The organism is Oryzobacter terrae (assembly GCF_042756445.1).
Taxonomy (GTDB): Bacteria; Actinomycetota; Actinomycetes; order Actinomycetales; family Dermatophilaceae; genus Oryzobacter; species Oryzobacter terrae.
In genome coordinates this window covers 1,019,746-1,044,149 of sequence record NZ_CP170578.1, presented here as the reverse complement: position 1 = coordinate 1,044,149, position 24,404 = coordinate 1,019,746, and the positions used below count along the sequence as shown (strand labels likewise).

Here is a 24,404-nt window from a genome sequence, read left to right as displayed (position 1 = left end):
TCGGGCGTCGGCGTGTTGCCGTACCCAAAGAGTCGGCCGAGGGGGCCGATCACGCCTCAGCGGCGGGCGAACTCCGGCTGGGCTCGGCGCTGGACGGCCGACCACGTGTGACGGTCGACGGCGGCGACGAGGCCCGGGCGCAGCGAGCGCGCCGTGTAGGGCGTGCCGTCGGGGTGGCCGGTGGCGCCGCCGGCCTCGGTGACGAGGAGCGACCCGGGGACGTGGTCCCAGGGGTTGGAGCGGCTGTAGACGATGTAGTCGGCGGCGCCCTCGATGAGCTTGGGGTAGTCGACGCCGCAGCACACCCACGACAGGCGCAGGGGCGGCAGGTCGCCGAGCCGGTGGTCGCGCAGGGACCAGATGGACGTCACGCCCTCGGGTGCGCGGTCGTCGGGAACCGGTGTCGTGGAGACCTGTTCGCCGTCACGCCAGGTGCCGCCACCCTTCTCGGCCACCCACGCGACGCCGTGCTCGGGCTGCCAGATCCAGGCGCGGACGGCCTCGCCGTGGAGGGTCTCGGCGACCATGACCGCGTGGTCGGGGGAGCCGTTGACGAAGTTCTTCGTGCCGTCGACGGGGTCGACCGTGAAGGCGTGCTCGGCGGCGAGGTAGCGCTCCATGAGCGAGTGGTCGGCGGCGTGCGCCTCCTCGCCGAGGACGACGGCGTCGGGGTAGGCCTCGATGAGCCGGGCCGTGATGAGCACCTCGGCCTCGCGGTCGGCGACGGTCACGAGGTCGCCGGGGTTCTTCTCCATGACCTCGCCGGCGGACAGCGACCGGAAGCGTGGGGTGATGACCTCGGCGGCGACGTCACGCATGAGGTCAAGGACGGCGTCTGTCGACAGGCCGGGCATGACCCCACGCTTCCACAGGCGCGACCATCCACCCAATCCGCCCGTCACAGAAAAGCTGGGGCCCGGAGCCGCGGCCGGGGTCAGGCGGTGGCGGCGGGGCGGACACCGGGGCCGGGGCGGCCGAGGATGGCGCGCGGCTCGGCGACCTCGTGGTCGCGGGCGCAGCGGACGTGGATCTCGACGGGCGCGTCGCAGTCGCGGTGGACGAACTCGATGGGCGGGCCCTCGGGATCGGCGAGGTAGCGGTCGCCCCACTCGGCGATGGCCACCATGACGGGGAAGAGCGCGAAGCCCTTCTCGGTGAGCCGGTACTCGTGCCGCTCGCGCTGGCCCGGCTCCCGGTAGGCCTCGCGACGCAGGACGTCCTGCCCGACGAGGACGGCCAGCCGGTTGGTCAGCACCTGGCGGGGGATGCCGGTGTGGCGGCGCATGTCCTCGAAGCGTCGGATGCCGTTGAAGACCTCGCGCAGCACGACGAAGGTCCACCGCTCGCCGAGCACGTCCATGGCCCGGCCGATCGTGCAGTTGTCGGTGGAGAACGCCAGGGCGGGGGGAGCGGACACGGACCCCATGCTAGGTCTTGTTGACAGACTCAGCAAGCATGGGCGATGCTCGGTCCATGACGCAGACCCAGCCTGAGGCGACGTCCCACCCCGTGCCGGCCGACGACGCGGACCGGCACCGAACCCCGCCCGAGCCGGCCGACGACGCGGACCGGCCCCGAACCCCGCCCGAGCCGACCTCCGCCATGCGGACCGGCGCGTTCGCCACCCGGTCGCGGACGTTCACCTGGGCCCGGCCCGGCCAGGGCGACCCGCGCCACCTCGCCTCGCTCGACGGCCTGGGCCAGCTCACCGCGATGGTCGAGGGCGAGATGCCGCCCCCGCCGATCATGGCGACCCTCGGCGTCACCGACTTCCGCCCCGAGGCCGGCCGGGTCGTCGTCGAGATGCCCGCGGACGAGTTCCACTACAACCCGTTGGGCACGGTCCACGGTGGCGTCATCTCGATGCTCCTCGACACCGCCGCGGGGTGCGCCGTGCACTCGACGCTGACCGTGGGGGAGAGCTACACCACCCTCGACCTCACGGTGAAGTTCCTGCGCCCGGTCACCGTCGGCTCCGGCGTCCTCACCTGCGAGGGCACCGTCATCCAGCGGGGCCGCCGCACCGCCCTGGCCCAGGCGCAGCTCACCGACGAGGCCGGCCGGCTCGTCGCCCACGCCACGAGCAGCTGCATGATCTTCCCCATCCCCACCCCCTGATGCTGCCCGTCGCGTGTGCTCACGTGGTCGCGGGAGCAGCCACCTGAGCACACGCGACAGGACCCCATCGGCCTCGTGTGCCCAGGTGGTCGTGGGGACAGCCACCCCGGCACACGCGGTGGGGAGGGCCCGGCTGTCGAAGGCGCGCTGACCTGCGGTGTCGCGGGGGCGCGGTCTGGGTAGGGTCCGGGCATGGCGAGGTTGCGGCGGGTGTCCCCGCGGTCGGTGGGCTGGACCCGTCGACGGGCAGGCAAGGGGTTCAGCTACCGCGACGCGGGCGGTGACGCGCTGCCGCAGGAGTCGGTCGAGCGGATCAAGGCGCTCGCCATCCCGCCGGCGTGGAAGGACGTGTGGATCTGCCCCCACGAGAACGGCCACATCCAGGCGGTCGGCACCGACGACGCCGGGCGGCGCCAGTACCTCTACCACCCCGACTGGCGCACCAAGCGCGACGAGCTGAAGTTCGACCGGGTCAAGGTCGCCGGCACCCGCCTGGCCAAGGCGCGCGAGCGGATGATCGACGACCTGCGCGCCGAGGGCATGCCGCTCGCCCGCGCCGCCGCCACGGCGACCCGCCTGCTCGACCTCGGGTACTTCCGGATCGGCAGCGACGCCTACACCGACGCCAACGGCTCGTTCGGCCTCACCACCCTCGAGCGCCGCCACGTGCGCCGACAGGGCACCGACCTCGTCTTCTCCTTCGTCGGCAAGTCGGGCATCGAGCACTCGATCACCATCAGCGACCAGCAGGTCATCGACTCCCTCAACCTCATGAGGAAGCGGCGCGGCGGCTCGACCCGCCTCCTCGCCTACAAGGGCGAGGCCCGCTGGGCCGACCTCCAGGCGACGGCGGTCAACTCCTACATCGCCCAGCTCGTCGCCGAGGACCTCACGGCCAAGGACTTCCGGACCTGGCACGCCACCGTCCTCGCAGCGGTCGCCCTCGCCGAGTCCCCCGAGAAGGGCGACACCGCGGCCTCGCGCCGCCGCGCGGTGAAGCTGGCGGTCGAGGAGGTCTCGGCCTACCTCGGGAACACCCCCACCATCGCCCGCAAGTCCTACGTCGACCCCCGCGTCATCGAGCAGTACGAGGACGGCGTGACGATCGCCGGGACCCTCGCGAAGCGCTACCGCGACGACTCCAAGCGCCAGGCCGCCATCGAGAAGGCGGTGGCCCGCCTCATCGACGGCGCCGACTGAGGCCTCGCCGCGTGCGCGGCGGCGGGCGACGGGCTCGCGCGCCGGTAGGCTCGCGGGCGATGAACGAGCACCCTCCCGTCGCCCCGTACCCCGCCGGCGACGACGACCACGACGCCCTCCACTCCGCCCCGACCGAGCAGATCGGGGTCGCCCGCGAGCCCGCGCCGGGGTCCGCCGAGACCGAGTGGGTCGAGGTCCGCCCGGGCGAGATGGCCGGGCGCAGCGACGACCCAGCGGCGACGAACGTCCTCCCGCGCCTCCAGCCCGGGACCGCCGCCCGGGTGGCCACCGAGGACGACGCGGTCCCCACCCGCACCCCCGCGCCGGCCCGCACCGGTCACCCGGCCTACCCCATCGAGGACGCGCCGGGGGGCAGCATCACCGCGCCGTACGTGACGATCGTCCTGCCGTGCTTCAACGAGGGCGCCCACGTCCTCAAGGAGATCGACCGGATCACCGCCACGATGCAGGCGAGCGAGCTCACCTACGAGCTGCTCTGCATCGACGACGCGAGCACCGACGACACCCTCGACGTCCTGCGCCACGCGCAGCAGACCTACCCGAACCTGCGCATCCTGCCCTTCCGCCGCAACGGCGGCTCCGGCACGGCCCGGCGCATCGGCACCCAGCAGTCGCGCGGCGAGATCGTCGTGTGGACCGACGCCGACATGACCTACGAGAACGAGAAGATCCCCGACCTCGTGCGGATCCTGCGCGACGACGCCAGCTACGACCAGGTCGTCGGCGCGCGGACCACCGAGGAGGGCACCCACAAGTGGGCCCGGGTGCCCGCGAAGTGGCTCATCCGCAAGATCGCCGAGTGGCTGACCAAGACCCGCATCCCCGACCTCAACTCGGGCCTGCGCGCGTTCCGCCGCGAGGTCTCGCTGCCCTACCTGCGGCTGCTGCCCGCCGGGTTCTCGTGCGTCACGACGATCACCATCGCGTTCCTCAGCAACCAGCACGACATCAAGTACGTCGACACCTCGTACGCCAAGCGCGCGGGGGTCAGCAAGTTCCACTTCGTCAACGACGCCTACCGCTACATCCTCCAGGTGCTGCGGATGGTCATGTACTTCGACCCGCTCAAGGTGCTGATGCCCCCGGCGCTGTGGATGATCGTCATCGGGTTCGTCAAGGCGGTCGTCGACATGGTCCGCCACCCGTTCTACTTCCCCGCGAGCACGGTGCTCCTCGTCGTCAGCGGGATCATGATCGCCTCGCTCGCGCTGCTCTCCGACCTCGTCGTGCGGTCCCGCGACGGTGTCTGACGCCGTGCCCACGACCGCCGGGAGCGCCGGGCACACCGCGGAACCGTCGGCCCAGCTGTCGATCGCCATCGTCGGGCCGACGCACCCCTTCAAGGGCGGGGTCGCCGCGCACACGACCGCCCTCGCCCACGAGCTCGCCGAGGCCGGGCACGACGTCACCCTCGTGTCGTGGAGCCACCTCTACCCGTCGGCGCTCTACCCCGGTGAGCAGGCCGTCCCCGGCGGCGCCCCCGACGTCGAGCCCTTCCCGCGCACCCTGCGGGTCCTGTCCTGGGCCCGCCCCGACACCTGGGTGCGCACCGGCCGGCGGCTGCGCGACGCCGACGTCATCGTCGTCGTCCACGTCATCCCCGCCGTCGTCCCGGCCCACCTGGCGCTGCTGCGCGCCGCGGGCGTCGGCCGGACGAGCCCCACGGGACGCGGACCGCGCACCGTCGTCATCTGCCACAACGTGCTCCCGCACGAGACCCGCCCGGGCGACCGGCAGCTGATGCGCGGCTTCCTCGAGCGGGTCGACGCCGTCGTCGTCCACTCCGACGAGCAGGCCCGCCTCGCCACCGAGCTCGGGGCCACCCGCGTCAAGGAGCTCGACCTCCCGCCGCACCTGCCCGGGGGCGACCCCCAGCCGCGTCCCGACCGGCCCGAGGACGACCGCGACGTGCGCCTGCTCTCGCTCGGCATCGTGCGCGACTACAAGGGCGTCGACCTGCTCGTCGACGCCGTGCGCGAGGTCCCCGGGATCCGGCTCACCGTCGCCGGCGAGCTGTGGGGCGATGCCGGCCGCCGGGTCCGCGAGCTCGCGGCCGACCCCCGGCTCGAGGGCCGCGTCGAGGTCCATGGCGGGTACGTCCCCGCCGACCGGATCGCGGGCCTCATGGCCCACCACGACGTCTTCGCCCTCACCTACCGGTCGGCGACGGCGTCGCAGAACGCCCTGCTCGCGCGGCACCACGGGCTCCCCGTCCTTGCCTCCGCGGTCGGGACCTTCCCCGAGCAGGTCCGCGACGGGGTCGACGGGATCCTCGTCCCGCCCTCCGACCGCGACGCCCTCGTCGACGCCCTGCGCCGGCTCGCCGAGCCCGGGGCGGCCGAGCGGCTGCGGGCCGAGGTCCGCCGCCCCGACCTCTCCGGCCCCTGGGCGCACTACGTCGGCGGCATCGAGGCCCTCGCGGCGCCGCCCGCCGAGGACGAGGACGACCCGCCGCCGCTCCCGCTGTCGCCGCTCGGCCGCGCCAAGGCCGTCGTCGCGGGGATCCGTGCGCGCCGCGGCCCCGTCGTCGAGATCGGCCCCACCGACATCCCCGACCGGATCCGGGCGACCGACCTGCTCGCCCTCGATGCCGACGCGGTCGACGCCGTCGACGTCGCCCGGGCCCTCGGCCTCCCTCGCCCGGGTGAGCCCGTCGCCGCGTGGGCGGCGCTCGGGGCGCTCGCGGCCATCATCCGGATCCGCGACGACGGGCACCGTTCCAGCGTCATCGTCGACGAGTCCGGGACGTCGTCGCCCCTGGGTCGATGGGCCCGCGCGGTCGGGTTCGCGCCGGTCGAGCTCGAGCTGACCGGGCGCCGTGCCGCCGTCGAGGTGCTCGACGTCGACACGGCGAGCCTCGACGTCATCACCCGCCTCCACCCGGGCGGCTGCACCGCCACCGACGTCGACCACGCGGTCGGCCAGGCGTCCTGGGCGCTGCGCTCGGGCGGGCTGCTCGTCATCACGGTGCCCATCGGCGACGACGACCCCGACTTCGCCGTGCGCCCCGCGGGGGTGCGCGGCATCCTCGCGCGGGCCGACGACCTGGGGCTCACCCTCGTCGGCGACGTCGACGGCGACGTCCTCGACCGGATGCGGCACGCGCGCCTCGACGCCGAGGGGGGCGACGCCCCCGCGTACGCCGTCCTCCGGCTGACCTTCCGGCGGCGGTGAGGGTGCCGAGCGGTCGCGTGCTCAACATCGTCCGGGTCGGGCTGCTCGTGCTGATCCTGGCGGCCGTCGGAATCGCGCTGTGGCGCAACTGGTCCGAGGTCTCGACCGAGCTGGCCCGGGTCAGCCCCGCGGCGCTCGTGGCGGGGTTCGTCCTCACGACGAGCGCCCCGCTGGCGACCCTCATGGGGTGGCGGGTCCTCCTCGCCGACCTCGGGACGCGGCTCCCCGCCGGGCCCGCGGCGAGCGTCTTCCTCGTCGGGCAGCTCGGCAAGTACGTGCCCGGTTCGGTGTGGACCGTCCTCGCGCAGGCCGAGATGGGCGCCCGGCTCAAGGTGCCGCGGCGGCGGATGGCGGTCGTCGGGATCCTGTCGATCGGGCTGGCGGTGCTCACCGGGTGCCTCATGGGGATCCCGGCCGTGCCGCGCCTGCTCGACCGCTCGGGTGAGGCGTTCTCGTGGTGGTGGGTCGTCCTCGCCGTGGTCCTGGGGGCCGTGCTGCTCTGGCCGCGGCTGCTCAACGCCGTCATCGCCCGGGGGCTGAGGCTGCTGCGGCGCGAGCCGCTCGAGCACGAGCTCTCGGGGCGCGCCGTCGCCCTGACGTCGGCCTGGTTCGTCCTCGCCTGGCTGTGCGCCGGGGGAGGGGTGCTCGTGCTCGCGCTCGCGGTGGCGCCCGACGCCCCGCTCGGTGCGCTCCTCGTGGCGGCGCTGTGCGGCTTCCCGCTCGCGTCGGCCGCCGGCATGTTCTCGGTGCTCGTGCCGGCGGGCGTCGGGGTCCGCGACGGCCTGTTGGCGCTGCTGCTCGTCACCCTCATGCCGCTGTCGGCCGCGACCGCGGTCGTCGTCGTCGCCCGCTTCCTCGCCGTCCTCGCCGACCTCGTCGTCGCCGGGTCGGCGTGGGCGTGGGGGCGTCGGCACCACCTCCTAGGATCGACGACGTGACCGACGACCACGACCCCGGCCGCGGCCGCGAGGAGCAGCTCGCCTACTCCGAGTCCATGGCCAAGATGCTCGACGAGGAGGCCCGCCGGAAGAAGGCGGCCAAGATCGTCGCCGTCGTGCGGCACGCCCTCGGGGTCGAGTCGCTCGACGGGCTGACCGCCGTCGACGTCGGCTGCTCGGCGGGGTTCATCGCCGACGAGCTGGCCCTCGCCGGCGCCACGACGAGCGGCGTCGACATCGACGAGCCCGGGCTCGAGAAGGCGCGGGCCCGCTTCGGCGACCGGGTCGACTTCCGGCTCGCCCGCGGCGAGGACCTGCCGTTCGACGACGCCTCGGTCGACGTCGCCGTCCTCAACCACATCTACGAGCACGTCGTCGACCCCGAGGCCGTCGTCGCCGACATCCACCGGGTCCTGCGTCCGGGCGGGGTGCTCTACCTCGGCATCGGGCACCGCTGGCAGGTGCTCGAGCCGCACCACCGGCTGCCGTTCCTGTCGTGGCTGCCGCAGCGCGCCGCCGACCGGTACCTGCGGCTGACCCGCAAGGGCGAGCACTACTACGAGCGCTACTACACGCCGGCCGGGCTGCGCCGCCTCTTCGGGGCCTACGACGTGTGGGACTACACGCTCCCCGTCCTCGCCGACCCGGCCGCCTTCTCCGCCGACGACAACGTCCCGGCGTGGTCCTCGAGGATCCCCGAGGGCGTCCTCGCGGCCGCACTGCCCGCGGTGCCGACGTACGTGTGGGCGGCGTTCAAGGGCACGGCCTCGCCCGCGGGTCCGCGCCTGCGCGTCGCCCCCCGCCACGTCTCGGGGTGACTCCGCGGTGACGCCGTCGTCGTCGGTGCCCGGGCCCGCGTCGCCCTCGGGCGCTGGTGTGGAGCGCGTCGTCCGGGCGTCACGGCCGGTGCCGCTGGGGGCCGTCGTCGGCATCTTCCGGCGTGGTGGGGCAGACCCGACCAGCCGCCGCGACGACCACGGCTGGTGGTTCGCCTGGCGCACGCCCGACGGCCCGGTGACGCTGCGGCTTCAGGTGCCGTCCCCGGTGTCGGAGGTCGTCACGGCCACCGCGTGGGGGCCGGGGGCCGGGTGGATGCTCGAGCAGGTGCCGGCGCTGCTCGGCGAGCTCGACGACGCCGATGGCTTCGAGACACGGCACCCGCTCGTCACCGACGCCGCCCGTCGCTGGCCCGGGTGGCGGGTGCCGCGCTCGGGCCTCGTCCTCCAGGCGCTCGTGCCGTCGATCATCGAGCAGAAGGTCACCGGCAAGGAGGCGTTCGCGGGGTACCGGATGCTGGTGCGCCGGTTCGGTTCTCCCGCACCGGGACCGGGTGAGGCGATGGGGCTCGTCGTGCCACCGAGTGCCGCGGAGTGGGGCGCGATCCCGTCGTGGGAGTGGCTGCGCGCGGGCGTCGACCCCGGGCGGTCGAGGACCGTCGTCTCCGTCGTCGGACGCGCCGGCCGCATCGAGGAGACCGCGTCGATGGCGCCCGCCGAGGCTCGCGCGCGGCTCACCGCGTTGCCCGGCGTCGGTCGGTGGACGTGGGCGGAGGTCGCCCAACGGGCCCTCGGGCTGGCCGACGAGGTGAGCTTCGGCGACTACCACGTCGCCAAGGACATGACGTGGGCGCTCACGGGGACCCCGCTCGACGACGACGCCCTCGCCGAGCTCCTCGAGCCCTGGTCGCCGCACCGCTACCGGGTCCAGCGCCTCCTCGAGCTCGGCGGCCACCACCGCCCCCGCCGCGGCGCCCGGATGACGCTCCCCACCCACCTCCCCGTCCGCCGGTTCTGACGCCGCTTCCGACCCACGTCACGGGACCCACTGCCTCGCCGGGACCCGCTCCGCCCGCCGTGGGCGGCGACCTCCACGGGCTCGGCGGAGCCCCTCGACCCGCCCTCGGCGGAGCCACTCGACCCGCCCTCGCCGAACCCTTCACCCCACCCCTCGCTGACTCTTCAACCCACCCCTCGCTGACTCTTCAACCCACCCCTCTCCGGAACTGCACAACCCGCTGGATCGATCGATCCAGCGGGTTGAGCAGTTCCGGACGTACCCCCTGGGGCCTCGTCAGGAGAGGACGAGGGCGACCGTCGTGGCGGTGCGGGCGGAGACGGTCGCGGTCAGGGACTCGGAGGCGGCCGCGACCTCGCAGCGCACGACGAGGCGGCCGAGGTCGTAGGGGTCGTCGGCGCCGAGGGTGACCTCGGCGGTGCCTGCTGCCTCGTCGACGCCGACGTCGGCCGAGCCGCCGGGCACGTCGAGGAGGGTCAGCGCCACGACCCTGCCAACGCGCTCGGCGAGAGGTTCGTCGGGACGCACCGACGCGATGCCCACGTCGGCCGCCTCGGCCGACCCGGGCGCGGCACCGAGCGCCGACCGCACGGCCTCCGCGGTCCCCAGCGCGAACCAGTCCCCGGGTCCGGTGCGCACGAGCGAGCGCGCCCCCTCGGCGCCGACGGAGAACCACGACGGGTCGAGACCGCGGACGACTGCCGCCGGGACGCCGTCGACCTTGCCCTTGACGAGGTCCGCGGCGCTCGCCACCTCGTCGGCGAGGGCGCGGGTCGTCACCGCGAGCGGCCGCCCGTCGTGGTCGAGCCCGCCGCGCAGGTCGTCGACGACGGCGAGCCCCGACGACCCGATGGCGAGGTCGACGAGGCCGTTGCGCCACGGGCGCCCCGCGGTGTCGCTGAGGACGACCGCGAACGCCGCACCGTCGTCGAGCCCGAGGAGGCCGAGCAGGGCCGCACGCAGCCGGCGCGCCTCACCGTCGGGGTCGCGGGGGAGGAGCAGGACGGTGTCGCCCGGCCCGGTGTTCGACGCGTCGACGCCCGCCGCGGCCATCACGGGACCGGCCTCGGCCTCGACGACCCGGGTGACCGCGCCGCCCTCGCCGACCCGCTCGGCGACGACGCGGACCGTCGCGGACTCCACCGCCGACTCCCGCGACCCGTCCCACGTCAGCCCGAGGGCCTTGGACACGACCTTGCTCGACACGACGACGCAGTCGCCGGTGCCGAGGGCCACCCCCGAACGCACGAGGGCGCCGAGCAGCAGGGCAGCGAGGTCGTCGCCCGCCGCCACCTCGCCCACCCCGGTGACCGGGACGACCTCGAGCGAGCGGCCACCGCTCACGCGGGCACCGACGACGCGATCCGCAGGGCGTGCGCGGCGATCCCGGCCGTGGCCTCGACGTCGGTCATGAGCAGCGGCCCGTCGTGGGCCTCCACCCGCGCGCGGCGCAGCGTCGTCGCGGCGTCGGCGGGGTCGACGAGCCAGCCGTCGAGGAAGTCCTCGTAGAGCCCGCCGACCGCGGCCGCCGTGGCCTCGACGCCGATCGCCTCGAGGCACGCGTCGGCGTGGCCCCGCACCGGTCGGCCGGAGATCAGCGGGGAGACCCCGACGACGGGGGCAGCGGTGCCGCGCAGCGCATCTCGCACGCCCGGGACGCCGAGGATGATGCCGATGGAGACGACGGGGTTGCTCGGCGGGAGGAGGACGACATCGGCGCGGCGGATGGCGTCGAGGACGCCCGGCGCCGCCGCCGCCCGGTCGAGCCCGGCGACGACGAAGCGCTTCGCGGGGACGGCCGCCTGGTGGCGGACCCACCACTCCTGGAAGTGGATCGCCCGCTCGCCGACGACCTCATCATCCCGACCGGACCCGTCCTCGACCTCGTCGACGACGACGTGCGTCTCGACCGGGGTGTCGGTCATCGGGAGCAGCTCGAGGCGCTGCGCCGGCAGGCCCCACCGCTCGGCGAGGCGCGCCGTGACCTGCGAGAGGGACGCCCCCTGGCCCAGCCACTGCGAGCGGGCGATGTGGGTGCCGAGGTCGAGGTCGCCGAGCGCGAACCACTGCGGCTCCACGCCGTACGCCGCCAGCTCGCCCTGGAGCCGGTGGCTCTCGTCGGCCCGGCCCCAGCCCTGTCCGTCGTGGACGCCGCCGCCGAGGGTGTAGAGGAGCGTGTCGACGTCGGGGCACACCCGCAGTCCGAAGAGGGTGATGTCGTCGCCGGTGTTCGCGATGACCGTGACCGTGGTGTCCTCGAGGCCGGGGGTGGTGTCGAGGTGGTGGCGCAGACCGCGGATGAAGCGCGCCCCACCGACCCCTCCGGCGAGGGCCGTGATGTGCATGCGGGCAGTCTCTCAGCCCCCTCCACGGCCCGGCGAGCCGCCCCGACACGCCGCCGCGTCACCCACCGTTTTCACCGATATCACCGACTGGCTTGACGCGGGGTGCATGACACGCGTGTAATTCCACCCATGTACTCCGGAGGAACCCGGCTGGAGTGCTTGGGTCGAGGGTCGAGGAGGGAACGATGCACGAGCTCTTTGTGATCGACGGGATGCTCGACGGTGAGGTCGGCGACGAGGAGGGTGCGCTCTCCTGGCAGGAGCGGTCGCTCTGCGCGCAGACCGACCCCGAGGCCTTCTTCCCGGAGAAGGGTGGATCCACCCGCGAGGCCAAGAAGGTCTGCGTCGGCTGCGAGGTCCGCTCCGAGTGCCTCGAGTACGCCCTGGCCAACGACGAGCGCTTCGGTATCTGGGGCGGCCTGTCCGAGCGGGAGCGCCGCAAGCTGAAGAAGCGCGCGGTGTGACACGGGGCCTCGCCCCGTCCCACCTCCCGGCCGCATGACACTGGCGCCCACGCGACCCTCCGCTGCCCCGACCGACCCGGCCGGGTCCGAGCCGACCGTCACCGCGGTCGTCGTCTCCCGCCGCGACCCCGCGGGACTGGACCGGCTGCTCTCGGCGCTGTTCGCCCAGACCCTCCTGCCGACCGAGGTCCTCCTCCTCGACCGCACCGAGGGACGCTCGCTGCCCGCCTCCGCCGAGGGCGCCCCGGCCGCCGACCTCGCGGCGGTCCTCGAGGCCGCCCGCACCGGCCACCCGGTGCCCGTCACCGTCGTCGCGACGAACCCGCGCACCCCGGTGCGTGCGGCCGCCCACCGCGCCCTCGCCCAGCACGACCCCGACGCCCACCCCACCTCGCTCGCGTGGTTCCTGCCCGTCGGGGCGAACCCGGAGCCCGGCGCCCTCGTCACCCTCGTCGACACGTGGCGCCGTTCGGCCTCGGTCGGCATCGTCGGGCCCAAGCACGTCGACGCCGCCCATCCCGGCCTGCTGCGCGCCCTGTCGATCCACACGACCCGGGGCGGCCGCCTCCTGGCCCGGCCCGTGCCCGGGCGCCCCGACCAGGGCCAGCACGACCGCGACTCCGACGCCCTGGCCGTTCCCTTCGCCGGGGCGCTCGTCGAGCGAGGCCTCCTCACCGAGCTGCGCGGCTGGGAGACCTCGTTCGGCGACCTCGGGGCCGACCTCGACCTCGGCTGGCGCGCCCACGACACCGGACGCCGTGTCGTCGTCGCCCCCACGGCCCGGGTCCGCACCGAGGACGGCGTGGCCCCGGCCACCGCGTCCACCCCGGCCCGCCGCCGCGCCGCCCGCCGCGTCGCCCTCACCCGCGCCTCGTGGTGGGCCGCGCCCGCCCTCGCGGCCTGGGTCGCCCTGACCTCCGTCGTCGCGGCGGTCGGCCTCCTCCTCCTCAAGCGGCCCCGGGCCGCATGGGCCGAGCTGTCCTCGCTGTCCTCCCTCGACCCGTTCCGCGGCGCCGCGACCCGCTACCGCACCCGGCACCGCCGCGCCGTGGCCCGTCGTGACCTCAAGGCCCTCTTCGAGCCGCGCCGCGCCGTCCTCACGAGCTGGGGCGACGCCGTCCACGACGCGCTCGTCCCCCCGCGCCCGCCGATCGGCAACGAGGCCAACGACCTCAACCCGAGGTCGTGGCTCATCAAGGTCGTCCGCCACCCGGCCGTCCTCGCGGCGACGGCCGCGGCGGTCGTCACCGTCGTCGCGGCCCGCTCCCTCGGCGCCTCGGTCGTCACCGGGCTCGGTTCCGGCCTCACCGGCGGCGAGCTCGTCGGCACCCGCGCCGACGCCTCGACCCTCTGGGCCGCCTGGACCGACGGGTGGACCGGTACCGGTCTCGGCGGCCCCGACCCCGTCGGGCCGCACGTGCCGATGCTCGCCCTGCCGGTCTGGCTCGTCGACCACCTGCCCCTCCTGCCGCACGCCGCGTCACCCGCCGGCCTCGTCGTCGCGCTCCTCGTGCTCCTCGCGATGCCGACCGCGGTCGTGTCCGCCTACCTCTCGCTGCGCGCTGTCGTCGCCTCCCGCCCGGTGCGGGCCCTGGCCGCCCTCGCCTGGGCGACGAGCGGTGTCGCCGCCGCGTCGGTCGCGCAGGGTCGCCTCGGCGCCGTCGTGGCCCTCGTCCTCCTGCCGGCGCTCGCCGCCGGTCTCTGGCTCGTCGGCACCCGGCGGTCGACCGCGACGAGCGCCTTCGCCACCGCCCTCGCGGGGGTGGTCCTCGGGGCCTTCGCCCCCGTCCTCCTCGCGCTCGTCGTCGTCCTCGCGCTCGTGCTGGCGCTCGTCCGGCGCCGGGTCCGCACGCACGCCCTCGTCATCGCGCTCGTCCCGGTGGGCGTCCTCGCGCCGTGGCTGCTGCGGGCGGCCGAGAGCTCGTGGCCGGTGCTCGTCGGCGGGGTCGGGCTGGCCCAGTGGGGCGGGAGCGTCCCGGAGCCGTGGCAGCTGGCGCTGCTCCACCCCGGTGGTGCCGGTGCGCCGGTCGTCTGGGCCGCCGTCCCCGTCCTCGCGGTCGCGCTGCTCTCGCTCGGTCGCGGCCGGGCCTGGGGGTCGGCGACGACCTCGCTCGCCCTCCTCGCCCCGCTCCTCCTGGCCCTGGCCCTCGTCGCGCCCTCGGTACGGCTGGGAACGGTTCCCCCCGGGCTCGACGGGGCCGGCGACGCCATCACCCTGTGGCCCGGCACCTTCCTCATGCCGCTGACCCTCGTCGTCGTGCTCCTGCTCGGGCGCGGCCTCGACGGAGTGCGCCTGCGCCGGGCGCCCGGCACCGGCCGCGTCGGGTCGGTGCTGCGCCCCCTCGCGGCCGCCGTGGCCGTCCTCGCCGTCGCCGCGTCCGCGGGAGCCGTCGCCGCGGCCACCCTGGGCTCGGAGCTGGCCCCGTGGCGCGACCCGCGCCCCTCCGTGGCGGTCGAGCAGGCGGCGGGCGCGTTCGCCACCCGGGCCCTGTTCGTGACGCCGGGGGAGCGCGGCGCCGGCTACCGGTTCGTCGGCCGCGAGGGCTCCACGCTCGTCCGGCCGCTTCCCAGCGTCGCGAAGGCCGACGGCGCCGTCGCCGAGCGGGTCAGCGCGGTCCTCGGCGACCCGGCCGCCGGCCCCGAGCTCTTCCTCGACACCGCCACCGACCTCCTCGCCGTCCGCTCGGGCGTCGCGCCCGAAGTCGCCACCCGCCTCGACGCCACCGCCGGGCTCCAGCGGATCAGCCCCCGCCTCGGGTGGGAGCTGTGGCGGGTCAGCCCGGCCGCGGTCGAGGACGGCGACAGCCTCGTCGCCCCGCCGCGCCTGCGGCTGGAGACCTCCGAGGGTGCCCGCCTCGTCGAGACCACCGGCGAGCACGGCGCCACCTCCACCTCCGTCGACGTCCCGGCCGGGAGCCGGCTCGTCGTCGCCGAGCCCTCCGGCTGGGCCGAGCACGCGACGGTCGCCGTCGACGGCGAGGTCCTCGCACCCGTCGCCGGCGCCGCCACCCCCACCTACGAGCTGCCCGCCGGGAGCGGGCGGCTCGTCGTGACCGTCGACGACCCGCTGCGGTGGTGGCACGTCGCCCAGCTCGTCGCGGTCGTGGCCCTCGCCTTCCTCGCCGTCCCGTTCGGACGCCGCGAGTCGCGGGTGGTGACCCGATGAGCCGAGCGTCCCTCGCCCGTCCCGGAGCCGCCCTGCGCGCCGTCAACTGGGCCGGTGCCGCGCGCATCGCGCTCGTGGGTGCCGCGGCCGCCGCCGTCGTGCAGGTCACGACGACCCAGTCGTTCGGGCTCGACCTCGCCGCCGCCGTCGGCGACGACGCCGCCCCGGTCACGGCCACGGCCCTCACCACGCGGGTCTCCCAGGCCTGCCCCGGCGCCGAGCTCTCCGGCATCTCCGGGGTCCCCGACCAGGAGGTGCCCGCGACGGTCACCGCCGTCGCCGGACCCGTCGAGCTCCTCCCCGCGGCCGCCCCCGCGGGCGGGTCGCTCGCCGTGAGCGCCGACGGGCGCGAGGTGCTCTCCCTCGACGGCCGCCCGCGCACCGCGACCGTGCCGCTGCCGCAGACCGGGCCGGTGCTGGTCTTGGCCGACGGCGGCCTCGCGCCGGCCGTCGCGGCGGCGCAGGAGTGGCGCCTCGACACCAAGGAGCTGCGCGGCCTGGCGTCGGCGCCCTGCGGACCCGGGAGCACCGACCAGTGGCTGCTCGCCGGGGGAGCGGGTCCCGGCCGCCAGGAGCGGCTCGTCCTCAGCAACCCCGGGGCCAACCCCGTCACCGCCGCGGTCGCCGTCCACGGGACCTCCGGCCCCCTCGGTGACCCCGTCGTCCAGACGGTCGCCCCCGGAGGACGCGCCAGCCTCCTCCTCGACGCGCGCACCGGCTCCGAGGAGCGGCCCGCCGTCCACGTCACGACCGACGGCGCGGGCGTTCAGGCGACCCTCACCGACACGTGGGTCGACGGGCTCACCGCGCTCGGGGCCGAGACGACCGGGGCCGCGGCGGCTCCCTCGACGACCCAGGTCCTGCCGGGCGTCGTGCTCGGCACCGGGGCGAGCACGCTGCGGGTCGTCGCCCCGGGCGAACAGGGTGCCGTCGTGCGCGTCGACGTCCTCGCCCGTGACGGGTTCGCCGAGCCGACCGGCGACACCGTCGTCAGCGTCGAGCCCGGCGCCGTCGCCGAGCTGCCGATCACCGGGCTGCCCGAGGGCGTCTACGGCGTGGTCCTGCGCTCCGACGTCCCCGTCGTCGGCGCCGTCCTCTCGCGGGTCGGCGACGGCACGGTGCCCGGCGAGATCGCCTGGTCGCCCTCGACCGAGGCGCTCATCGCCACCGGCGGTGCGGCCCTGCCGGTCACCCCGGGGGTCGGGCGCAACCTCCAGCTCGTCTCCACCGACGGCAGCTCCACCGCCGAGCTGACGACCGTCGTCGGCGGCGTCGCCTCGACCCGCGTCGTGTCCCTCCTCAGCGAGCGGACGACGACCGTCTCGCTCGACGGCGCGACGTCGGTCTGGGTCCGCAAGACCTCCGGGACGGGCCAGCTGCGCGGCAGCGTCCTCGCCTCGTGGGGCGCCGGAGCGACCCGGATGCTGTCGTCGGCGCCGATGCGCGACAGCGCCGTGTCCTCGGCGGTCAGCCGGGCCTTCCCGCTGCCCTGACCCTCAGTACTCGGGGTCGACGGTGGGGTCGATCTCGTGCGGCGGCACCCCGAGCAGCGCGGCCACCTGCTCGGTGACGACCTCCCGGACGATGTCGGCGAGCTCCTGGTCGTCCTGGGCCTGGAGCTCGACGGGCCTGCGGTAGACGACGACCCGGTGCGGGCGGGCGCTCGTGCCGCGCAGGAGCCGGCCCAGGGGAGCGGCCTGCTCCTCCCACGGGGCGGGGTCGACGGGGGGCACCTCCTCGACGGCGAACTCGGTCTCGGCGTACCGGGTCCCGAGGTGCGGCCGCACCCGCTCGGCGGCGTCGAGGACGAGGTCGTCGAAGCGCTGGCGACGCGTCTGCATCGCCGGGACCGGCGGCCACGCGAGGGGTCCGCGGACGCCCCTGCCGTGGCGCTCGCGCCCCCGTCGTCTCTCCACGCCCGCATGCTACGGCGCGGCCCTCGGCGTCCCCGGGATCGGCCGTCGTCCCGCCCGTCCTCGCGCCCCCGGCGTGCCTGCGGGCGGGTGTCGGCGGGGCCACCTAGAGTCACTGGGGTGAACCTGTCCCGGAAGTGCTCCAAGACGGCGTGCCGCGAGCCCGCGGTGGCCACCTTGACGTACGTCTACTCCGACCGGGCAGCCGTCCTCGGCCCCCTCGCCACCTATGCCGAGCCGCACACCTACGACCTCTGCTCGGCCCATGCCACCCGCCTCACCGCTCCCCGCGGCTGGGACGTCGTGCGCCTGGCCACCGAGTACCCCGAGCCGCAGCCGTCCACCGACGACCTGCTGGCACTCGCCGACGCCGTGCGCGAGGCCGGGCGTCCCCGCGCCGCCGCGCCCGAGCCCGTCGAGGTCGGCCCCACGGTCGTCGCCGGCGAGGTCCGCCGCGGCCACCTGCGCGTGCTGCGCGGCAGCGCCGAGGGCTGAGCCCGCCGAGCCGTCCCGTAGGCTCGCCTGCCGTGACCAGCACCCCCCTCGCCGCCCTCGTCAAGGCCTACGACGTCCGCGGGACGGTCCCCGACCAGCTGAACCCGGCGGTGGCCCGGGCCCTGGGGGCCGCGTTCGCCGAGGTCGTCGTCCTCGCCGACGGCGCTGCGGGGTGCGTCATCGCCCACGACATGCGCGCCTCGGGGCCCGCGCTGGTCGAGGCGTTCGCCGAGGGAGTGCGCGGCCGCGGCGCCGACGTCACCCTCGTCGGGCTCGCGAGCACCGACGGCCTCTACTACGCGAGCGGCGCCCTCGACCTCCCGGGCGCGATGTTCACCGCCAGCCACAACCCGGCGCAGTACAACGGGATCAAGCTCTGCCGCTCCGGGGCCCGCCCGGTCGGCCAGGACACCGGACTCGCCGAGATCCGCACGCTCGCCGAGCGCCTCCTCGCCGGCGAGGGCACCGACCCCGCGGGCGACCCTGCCGACGCAGCCGGCCCGACGGGCGAGACCACCGAGCGCGACGTCCTCCCCGACTACGCCGCGTTCCTGCGCGGCCTCGTCGACCTGACGGCCATCCGGCCGCTCAAGGTCGTCGTCGACGCCGGCAACGGGATGGGCGGCTTCACGGTTCCCGCCGTGCTCGGCACCGAGGCCGGCCTCGACGCGCTTCCCCTCGAGGTCGTCCCGCTGTACTTCGAGCTCGACGGCACCTTCCCCAACCACGAGGCCAACCCGCTCGACCCGAAGAACCTCGTCGACCTCCAGGCCGCAGTCCCGCAGCACGGCGCCGACCTCGGGCTCGCGTTCGACGGCGACGCCGACCGCTGCTTCGTCGTCGACGAGCGGGGAGACCCGGTGAGCCCCAGCGCGATCACGGCCCTCATCGCCCGCCGCGAGGTCGCCCGCGCCGTCGCCGAGGGAGCCGACGCCGCCGACGTGGCGGTCGTCCACAACGTCATCACGTCCGCCCAGGTCCCCGAGGTCATCGCGGCCACCGGAGCCCGGGCCGTGCGCACGCGCGTCGGGCACTCCTTCATCAAGGCCGAGATGGCACGGCACGGCGCGGTGTTCGGGGGCGAGCACAGCGCCCACTACTACTTCCGCGACTTCTGGTTCGCCGACACCGGCATGCTCGCGGCGATGCACGTGCTCGCGGCGCTCGGCGAGCAGGACGCACCGCTGAGCACCGTCATGGCCGACCTCCAGCGCTACCGGGCGTCCGGAGAGGTCAACTCCACCGTCGCCGACGCCGCCGCCGCCACGGACGACGTCCGGGCCTGGGCCGCCACCCAGGGGGTCGAGACCGACGAGCTCGACGGCCTCACCCTGACCCACGCCGGTGACGGCACGCCGGCCGACCCGATGTGGTGGCTCAACCTGCGCGCCTCCAACACCGAGCCGCTCCTGCGCCTCAACGTCGAGGCCGCCGACGACGCCACGATGGAGCGGGTCCGCGACGAGGTCCTCGCCATCGTCCGCGCCTGAGCGGTGTGGGAGGATCGCAACCGTTCCGATGCCGCACCGAGACACCCCGAGGACCCCATGAGCGAGCAGGCCCCCACGTCGCCCGTCGAGCCGTGGCTGCGCGAGATCCTGCGCTGCCCCGCCTGCCGCTCCGAGCTGCGTGACGCCACCGGCGAGCACGGCCCCGAGCTCGTGTGCACCAGCGCCGAGTGCGGCCTCGCGTACCGGATCGACGACGGCGTCCCGGTCCTCCTCGTCGACGAGGCCCGTCGCCCGGCCTAGGCCGACGCGAGGAGCCCGTGATGCCCTGGGTCGACGAGAAGCGCCTCGATGACGAGGCCGCGCTCCAGGCACTCGACACCCGCGACTCGCTGCGCTCCCTGGCCTCCGCGGGCGCCCAGGTCCGCCGCGCCCTGGTGTCCGCCGAGGACGCCGGGATCGAGCGCGTCTCCGGCGGCGAGCGCCCCCGCTCGGTCCTCGTCGCCGCCCTCGGGGGCTCGAGCCTGGTGTGCGACGTCCTCGACCTCCTCGCCGAGCCGGGCTCCCCGGTCCCGGTCCTCACCCGTCGCGACGCGCCACTGCCCGGCTGGGTCGGCCCCCTCGACCTCGTCATCGCCGTCTCGCAGTCGGGCCGGGCCGCCGGGCCCCTCGCCCTGGCCGCCGAGGCCGCCCGCCGCGGCGCCTCGCTCCTCACGGTGGGGTCCGCCGACTCGCCCCTGGCCGAGGTCAGCGCCCGCGCCCGCGGGGTGCACGTCGACGTCGCCATCGCGACGCCCTCCTCGCGCACGGCCCTGTGGAGCATGCTGACCCCCGTCCTCCTCGCGGCCGACGCGATGGGCCTGGCCCACGTGCCCCGCTCGACCCTCGAACGGGTCGCCGACGTCCTCGACGCCGTCGCCGAGGAGTGCCGTCCGTCGTCGGAGTCGTTCGTCAACCCGGCCAAGGTGCTCGCCCTGGCCCTCGCGGAGACCGTGCCCGTCGTCCTCGGCGACGGACCGCTCGCCGGGGTCGCCGCCTGCCGCGCGGCCTCGATGCTGGCGCGCACCGCCCGCGTGCCGGCCACGCACGGGGCCCTGCCCGACGCCGCGTCCCAGCTCGTCGCGACCCTCGACGGCCCCTTCGGCGGCGGCGCCCCCGGTGCCGTGGCCACGCCGGGCGGCGACATCTTCGCCGACCCCTTCCTCGACGGGCCGGCGGCCCCGCGGCTCGGGCTGCTCGCTCTGCGCGACCCCGAGCTCGACCCGCAGGCGGCCGCGCTGGCCGACGCCGTCATCGCGTCGGCCCGCGACGCGGGTGCCGTCGTCCACGAGCAGGAGGCCAGGTCGGGGGAGCCCATCGAGCGGCTCGCCTCGCTCGTCGGGCTCACCGACTTCGCGGCCACCTACCTCGCGATCGGCCTCGGGCTCGACCCGTCGGTCTCGCGCCACGTCACCGAGCTGCGCGACCGCACCGGCTGACCGCACGAAACCGCCGCGAGTGCGGAGACGGCCGCTCTGGCAGCCACGTCCGCACCCACGGCGGGTCGGGGGTCGTGCGTGCGCCTCAGCGGCGCGGGAGGACGAGCGCGGTGCGCCGGGCGAGGATGAGCCCGAGGACCGTGTAGCCGACGAGCAGGTGCCCACCGCCGACCCAGTTGCTGAACGGCTCGCCGAGGATGACGAAGGTCGGCACGGTGACGACGGCCCAGCTCTCGGCCACGAGCGGCCAGATGCGGGCGACCCCGCGCCACCGACCGGCGACGGCGACCTTGATGCCGATGACGAACATGCCGAGCATCGACAGCGGCCAGAAGACGTCGAGGACCGCGAGCCAGCCGGCGTCGCGCAGGGCCGGGAAGCACCCGTGGATGACCGTCCACAGGGTCGCGAGCCCGAGGAGGACGCGCTCGACGCGGACCATGACGCGGGCGGTGCGGGTGGTCCCGATGGCGCCGGTGAGCGACATCGCGCCGAGCAGGCCCATGACGCCGAGCTGGAAGGGCAGCGCCGCGAGGTCGGAGATCGTGATCCCGACCGAGGACGTGGGGTTGGACCCGACGGTGAGGACCGAGGCCGACCAGATGGCGGCGCCGGCGGCCATGGCGTAGCCGCGCCGCTGCACGGTGCGGGCCAGGGCCGCGTCGGCCGGAGAGGCGGGCGCGCCGGTGGACGGGGCGGTGGAGGGGGCCGGCGCCGTGACGTCGGTGCGGGCCGGGGCGGGGGAGAAGGTGGTGCGGTTCATCGTGGTGTTCCTTCGGACCGGTGCGGTGGTGGTCACCGCGACTGGTCACCACCGTCCTGTCCCGGCGTCCCACCCCGTCAGGGCCCGGCGTCACGACGTGCGTCCCGTCCCGGTGTCCCAGGCAGGTCGGGACTCGCGACCTACGGACAGTGGGACGCCCCCTGCGGCAGGCTGGTCCCGTGACCGACGACACCGCGCTCGAGGCCCTCGGTGGCGCCGCCTCGGGCGGCCCGGGCCGGCTCTCCCTCGCGGCGCGCGCCCTCCTCGCGGTGACCGTGGTCGTCGTCGTCGTGACGCTGCTCGTCGACTGGCGGGTGCCCACGGCCCACCGCGAGCTGCTCGAGCTCGATCCCGGCTGGGTCACCGGTCCGGCCGGCCTGTCGATGGTCGTCGCCGGCGTCGTCGTCCTGGCCCGTCGACCGGGGAACCGGGTCGGCGCCGTCCTCGGGGCCTTCGGGCTCTGGTGGGCGGTCGACGGCCTCGCCGCCGCGTGGCTCGGCTACGCCACCCTCTCCGACCCCGCCCTGCCCGGCGCCACGGCCGCGTTCACCGTCTTCCAGCGCCTCGGGGCGGGCCTGCTCCTCGCCCTGCCCTGCGTCCTCGTCCTGTTCCCCGACGGCCGCTGGCCGCGCGGGCGCCTCGGCTGGGCAGCCGGCGCCACCGTCGCGATGAGCGGCCTGCTGCCGGTGCTCCTGCTCACCGTCCCGTCCCGCATCGCCCAGGCGGCCTCGGGGTCCGGGGCCCTGCCCGCGCCCCTGACCCGCATCGACCTCGACCCCGTCACCCTGGCGCTGCCCGACGGCCTGTGGAGCGCGCTCCTGCGGGTCGCGTACCTCCTGCTCCCCGTCAGCCTCGTGCCCGCCCTCGTCGTCGTCGTCGGCCGGCACCGCCGGGCCACCGGCCGGGCCCGGGCGCAGGGGCGGTGGCTGGTCTGGGCGGCCGTCGTCGACGTCCTCGTCATGCTCACCGTCACCGTGGTCCCGGCGGCCGGGACGGTCGGGCTGACGACCGCCGTCGCGGTGACCTCCGCGGCCGTGGCGCTCGCCGCCGTCGCGCCCGAGCGCTTCGACGTCGACCGGCTCCTCGGCAACACGCTCGTGGCCGCCGTCCCGGTGGTCGTGACGGTCGCCCTCGACCTCGCCGTCCTCGGCCTGACGTCGTGGGCCCTCGGTGACCGGGTCGCTCAGCGCGAGGTCCTCGTCCTCGCCGTCGTCCTCGCCGTCGCGGTCTGGCTGCCGGTGCGCGAGCGACTCACCCGCGTCGTGCGCCGCGCGATGGGCGCGGGGGAGGACCCGTACGACCTCGTCGCCGGGCTCGCCCGCGGCCTCGAGGACTCGCGTGGCACCGAGGCCGAGCTCCTCGCGGTGGCCCGGGCCGTCTCGCGTGCGGTGCGCTCGCCGTGGGTCGGCGTCGAGGTCGCCCAGGGCGACGGCGGCGCGCTCCTCGTCGAGCACGGCCTCCGGCCCGCCGAGACGCGCGGGCTGCCTGTCAGCTACCGCGGTGAGGTCGTCGGCCGGCTCCTGCTCCCCGCCCGCGGCCTCGGGGGACGGCTGCGCCCCAGCGAGGAACGGCTCCTCACCGACGTCGTGCGCCAGGCCGCCGCCGCGGCCCGGGCCGCCCGGCTGACCGACGAGCTGCAGCGCAGTCGCGAGGCCATCGTCTCGGCCGTCGAGGACGAGCGCCGCCGCCTGCGTCGCGACCTCCACGACGGGCTCGGTCCCGCCCTCGCCGCCGTCGCGACCCGCATCGACATGGCCCGCCTCGTGGGCCGCCGCGGCGACGAGGACGCCGCCGACACGGCGCTCGCGACGGCTCGCGGCGAGGTGGGCGAGATGCTCACCGAGGTGCGGCGCCTCGTCCACGGCCTGCGCCCGCCGGCCCTCGACGACGTCGGGCTGGTCCGCGCGCTCGAGCAGCAGTCGGCGCTCGTCGCTCCCGGCGTCGACACCCGCGTCGTGGCGTCCGGCGACCTCGACGCCCTCCCGGCCGCCGTCGAGGTCGCAGCCTTCCGGATCGCCGCCGAGGCGATGACGAACGTCGGCCGGCACGCCCGCGCCACCACGGCGACGGTGACCGTCGCCGCGACCACCGACCTCCTCGCCGTCGACGTCGAGGACGACGGCGTCGGCATCGCGCCGGGGACCCCCGCGGGCGTCGGGCTCGTCTCGCTGCGAGAGCGGGCCGCCGAGCTCGGCGGAACGTGCGAGGTCGTCTCCGTGTCGCCGCCGACCGGCGCCGCCCGGGGTGCTCGCGGCACCCGCGTCTCGGCCCGCTTCCCGCTGACGCCGCGACCAGGGCAGGCGGCGGGGCCGACGCCGGGACCGAGCGCGGCCATCTCCACCGCGGCCACCCGCACCGCGGCCACCCGCACCCCTGCCACCACCGTCGATGCCACCCAGACCGCCGCTGCCCAGCCCCAGCCCGAGGAGTCCCTGCCGTGACCGACGCCATCCGGGTCGTCGTCGTCGACGACCACCCCGTCTTCCGTGAGGGGTTCGCGGCCCTGCTCCGAAGCATCCCCGACATCGAGGTGCTCGCCACGGCGTCGTCGGGGGAGGAGGCGGTCGAGGCCGTCGAGGCCCACCGGCCCGCGGTCGTCGTCATGGACGTGCAGATGCCCGGCATGGACGGCGTCGAGGCCACCCGCCGCGTCGTCGCCGCCCACCCCGACACCGGCGTCGTCGTCCTCACGATGTCCGAGGAGGACGCCACCCTCCTCGACGCCGTCCGCGCCGGCGCGCGCGGCTACCTCCTCAAGGGCGCCGAGCCCGACGAGATCGTCCGCGCCATCACGACGGTCGCCGCGGGCGGCGTCGTCTTCGGCGCGGTCCTCGCGGCACGGGTCGTCGACTTCATGGCCCGTCCCCGCTCGGCCGAGGGCGAGCCGTTCCCCGAGCTCTCCGCGCGCGAGCGGGAGGTCCTCGACCTCGTGGCCGGCGGCCTCACCAACGGCCAGATCGCCGCGCGCCTCTACCTGTCGCCGAAGACCGTGCGCAACCACGTGCACGCGATCCTCGGCAAGCTGCGCGCGGCCGACCGCACCGAGGCCGTCATCCGGGCTCGCGACGCCGGCCTCGGCCGCTGAGG

22 protein-coding genes are annotated in these 24,404 nt (G+C 75.9%); 16 read left to right on the top strand and 6 right to left on the bottom strand.

Annotation, left to right across the window (positions count from 1 at the left end; all coding sequences use genetic code 11):
- Positions 1–56: 56 nt before the first annotated feature.
- Together ACFWN3_RS04875 and ACFWN3_RS04870 are read right to left on the bottom strand one after the other, a co-directional pair.
- Positions 57–854 (bottom strand): inositol monophosphatase family protein, encoded by a 798-nt coding sequence (locus ACFWN3_RS04875; RefSeq protein ID WP_377643973.1) that lies wholly within the window; start codon positions 852–854, stop codon positions 57–59.
- 80 nt (positions 855–934) lie between these two features.
- A complete protein-coding gene (locus ACFWN3_RS04870) occupies positions 935–1,417 on the bottom strand; it encodes a winged helix-turn-helix transcriptional regulator (RefSeq protein ID WP_377643971.1) in 483 nt (160 codons plus the stop codon).
- A 56-nt stretch (positions 1,418–1,473) separates the two neighbouring features.
- Between ACFWN3_RS04870 and ACFWN3_RS04865 the strand changes: the two genes are divergently transcribed.
- The 7 genes from ACFWN3_RS04865 (at position 1,474) to ACFWN3_RS04835 (ending at position 9,245) form a co-directional block, all read left to right on the top strand.
- Entirely contained in the window at positions 1,474–2,118 is a 645-nt protein-coding gene (locus ACFWN3_RS04865) for a PaaI family thioesterase (RefSeq protein ID WP_377643970.1), read from the top strand.
- A gap of 192 nt (positions 2,119–2,310) precedes the next feature.
- Complete coding sequence (locus ACFWN3_RS04860; RefSeq protein WP_377643968.1) at positions 2,311–3,318, top strand: DNA topoisomerase IB; 1,008 nt, start codon at positions 2,311–2,313, stop codon at positions 3,316–3,318.
- Between the two features lie 59 nt (positions 3,319–3,377).
- A complete protein-coding gene (locus ACFWN3_RS04855; protein ID WP_377643966.1) occupies positions 3,378–4,589 on the top strand; it encodes a glycosyltransferase family 2 protein in 1,212 nt (403 codons plus the stop codon).
- Between the two features lie 4 nt (positions 4,590–4,593).
- Entirely contained in the window at positions 4,594–6,513 is a 1,920-nt protein-coding gene (locus ACFWN3_RS04850; RefSeq protein ID WP_377643964.1) for a glycosyltransferase family 4 protein, read from the top strand.
- A 17-nt stretch (positions 6,514–6,530) separates the two neighbouring features.
- Positions 6,531–7,451: a lysylphosphatidylglycerol synthase domain-containing protein gene (locus ACFWN3_RS04845; RefSeq protein WP_377643962.1), complete on the top strand. Its 921-nt coding sequence runs from the start codon at positions 6,531–6,533 to the stop codon at positions 7,449–7,451.
- On the top strand, positions 7,448–8,269 hold the full coding sequence (locus ACFWN3_RS04840; RefSeq protein ID WP_377643960.1) for a methyltransferase domain-containing protein: 822 nt from the start codon (positions 7,448–7,450) through the stop codon (positions 8,267–8,269). The genes ACFWN3_RS04845 and ACFWN3_RS04840 overlap by 4 nt, the downstream gene beginning before the upstream one ends.
- Before the next feature lie 58 nt (positions 8,270–8,327).
- Positions 8,328–9,245: a DNA-3-methyladenine glycosylase family protein gene (locus ACFWN3_RS04835; RefSeq protein WP_377643958.1), complete on the top strand. Its 918-nt coding sequence runs from the start codon at positions 8,328–8,330 to the stop codon at positions 9,243–9,245.
- A gap of 276 nt (positions 9,246–9,521) precedes the next feature.
- Here ACFWN3_RS04835 and ACFWN3_RS04830 read toward each other — a convergent pair whose 3' ends face one another.
- Positions 9,522–10,589 (bottom strand): coenzyme F420-0:L-glutamate ligase, encoded by a 1,068-nt coding sequence (locus tag ACFWN3_RS04830; RefSeq protein ID WP_377643956.1) that lies wholly within the window; start codon positions 10,587–10,589, stop codon positions 9,522–9,524.
- A complete protein-coding gene (gene cofD / locus ACFWN3_RS04825) occupies positions 10,586–11,590 on the bottom strand; it encodes a 2-phospho-L-lactate transferase (protein ID WP_377643954.1) in 1,005 nt (334 codons plus the stop codon). Before cofD ends, ACFWN3_RS04830 begins: the two co-directional genes overlap by 4 nt.
- A 185-nt stretch (positions 11,591–11,775) precedes the next feature.
- Here cofD and ACFWN3_RS04820 point away from each other — a divergent pair, with 185 nt between their 5' ends.
- Genes ACFWN3_RS04820 through ACFWN3_RS04810 form a run of 3 tightly spaced genes read left to right on the top strand, consistent with a single transcriptional unit; the run spans position 11,776 to position 16,713 of the window.
- A complete protein-coding gene (locus ACFWN3_RS04820) occupies positions 11,776–12,054 on the top strand; it encodes a WhiB family transcriptional regulator (protein WP_377643952.1) in 279 nt (92 codons plus the stop codon).
- Positions 12,055–12,088: 34 nt separating this feature from the next.
- Positions 12,089–15,220 carry a glycosyltransferase gene (locus tag ACFWN3_RS04815; protein ID WP_377643950.1) on the top strand — a complete coding sequence of 1,044 codons (3,132 nt, stop codon included), beginning with the start codon at positions 12,089–12,091 and terminating at the stop codon, positions 15,218–15,220.
- Positions 15,217–16,713, top strand: coding sequence for a DUF5719 family protein (locus ACFWN3_RS04810; RefSeq protein ID WP_377643948.1), 1,497 nt, complete (start codon positions 15,217–15,219; stop codon positions 16,711–16,713). Before ACFWN3_RS04815 ends, ACFWN3_RS04810 begins: the two co-directional genes overlap by 4 nt.
- Positions 16,714–16,716: 3 nt before the next feature.
- On the opposite strand, the gene ACFWN3_RS04805 is transcribed toward ACFWN3_RS04810, so the two are convergent.
- Positions 16,717–17,136: a metallopeptidase family protein gene (locus tag ACFWN3_RS04805; RefSeq protein ID WP_377643946.1), complete on the bottom strand. Its 420-nt coding sequence runs from the start codon at positions 17,134–17,136 to the stop codon at positions 16,717–16,719.
- 117 nt (positions 17,137–17,253) lie between these two features.
- On the opposite strand from ACFWN3_RS04805, the gene ACFWN3_RS04800 reads away from it, so the two are divergent.
- The 4 genes from ACFWN3_RS04800 to ACFWN3_RS04785 are packed head-to-tail and all read left to right on the top strand — an operon-like array spanning position 17,254 to position 20,554.
- Positions 17,254–17,628, top strand: a complete 375-nt coding sequence (locus tag ACFWN3_RS04800; protein ID WP_377643944.1) for a DUF3499 domain-containing protein — start codon at positions 17,254–17,256, stop codon at positions 17,626–17,628.
- 32 nt (positions 17,629–17,660) lie between these two features.
- Complete coding sequence (locus ACFWN3_RS04795) at positions 17,661–19,118, top strand: phosphomannomutase/phosphoglucomutase (protein WP_377643942.1); 1,458 nt, start codon at positions 17,661–17,663, stop codon at positions 19,116–19,118.
- A gap of 57 nt (positions 19,119–19,175) precedes the next feature.
- On the top strand, positions 19,176–19,379 hold the full coding sequence (locus ACFWN3_RS04790) for a Trm112 family protein (RefSeq protein WP_377643940.1): 204 nt from the start codon (positions 19,176–19,178) through the stop codon (positions 19,377–19,379).
- 20 nt (positions 19,380–19,399) lie between these two features.
- The gene (locus ACFWN3_RS04785) at positions 19,400–20,554 is read left to right on the top strand and encodes an SIS domain-containing protein (RefSeq protein WP_377643938.1); all 1,155 of its coding nucleotides are present in this window, start codon (positions 19,400–19,402) and stop codon (positions 20,552–20,554) included.
- An 85-nt stretch (positions 20,555–20,639) separates the two neighbouring features.
- On the opposite strand, the gene ACFWN3_RS04780 is transcribed toward ACFWN3_RS04785, so the two are convergent.
- Complete coding sequence (locus tag ACFWN3_RS04780; protein WP_377643936.1) at positions 20,640–21,317, bottom strand: hypothetical protein; 678 nt, start codon at positions 21,315–21,317, stop codon at positions 20,640–20,642.
- A gap of 179 nt (positions 21,318–21,496) precedes the next feature.
- Here ACFWN3_RS04780 and ACFWN3_RS04775 point away from each other — a divergent pair, with 179 nt between their 5' ends.
- Positions 21,497–23,758 carry a sensor histidine kinase gene (locus tag ACFWN3_RS04775; RefSeq protein WP_377643934.1) on the top strand — a complete coding sequence of 754 codons (2,262 nt, stop codon included), beginning with the start codon at positions 21,497–21,499 and terminating at the stop codon, positions 23,756–23,758.
- Positions 23,755–24,402, top strand: a complete 648-nt coding sequence (locus ACFWN3_RS04770; protein ID WP_377643933.1) for a response regulator — start codon at positions 23,755–23,757, stop codon at positions 24,400–24,402. Before ACFWN3_RS04775 ends, ACFWN3_RS04770 begins: the two co-directional genes overlap by 4 nt.
- Positions 24,403–24,404 lie beyond the last annotated feature (2 nt).

What these genes read in the sequence shown, in the direction of transcription:
- ACFWN3_RS04875 (WP_377643973.1), bottom strand. Translation starts at nt 854, where the DNA reads ATGCCCGGCCTGTCGACAGACGCCGTCCTTGACCTCATGCGTGACGTC.
- ACFWN3_RS04865 (WP_377643970.1), top strand. Translation starts at nt 1,474, where the DNA reads ATGACGCAGACCCAGCCTGAGGCGACGTCCCACCCCGTGCCGGCCGAC.
- ACFWN3_RS04860 (WP_377643968.1), top strand. Translation starts at nt 2,311, where the DNA reads ATGGCGAGGTTGCGGCGGGTGTCCCCGCGGTCGGTGGGCTGGACCCGT.
- ACFWN3_RS04855 (WP_377643966.1), top strand. Translation starts at nt 3,378, where the DNA reads ATGAACGAGCACCCTCCCGTCGCCCCGTACCCCGCCGGCGACGACGAC.
- cofD (WP_377643954.1), bottom strand. Translation starts at nt 11,590, where the DNA reads ATGCACATCACGGCCCTCGCCGGAGGGGTCGGTGGGGCGCGCTTCATC.
- ACFWN3_RS04820 (WP_377643952.1), top strand. Translation starts at nt 11,776, where the DNA reads ATGCACGAGCTCTTTGTGATCGACGGGATGCTCGACGGTGAGGTCGGC.
- ACFWN3_RS04815 (WP_377643950.1), top strand. Translation starts at nt 12,089, where the DNA reads ATGACACTGGCGCCCACGCGACCCTCCGCTGCCCCGACCGACCCGGCC.
- ACFWN3_RS04810 (WP_377643948.1), top strand. Translation starts at nt 15,217, where the DNA reads ATGAGCCGAGCGTCCCTCGCCCGTCCCGGAGCCGCCCTGCGCGCCGTC.
- ACFWN3_RS04790 (WP_377643940.1), top strand. Translation starts at nt 19,176, where the DNA reads ATGAGCGAGCAGGCCCCCACGTCGCCCGTCGAGCCGTGGCTGCGCGAG.
- ACFWN3_RS04785 (WP_377643938.1), top strand. Translation starts at nt 19,400, where the DNA reads ATGCCCTGGGTCGACGAGAAGCGCCTCGATGACGAGGCCGCGCTCCAG.
- ACFWN3_RS04780 (WP_377643936.1), bottom strand. Translation starts at nt 21,317, where the DNA reads ATGAACCGCACCACCTTCTCCCCCGCCCCGGCCCGCACCGACGTCACG.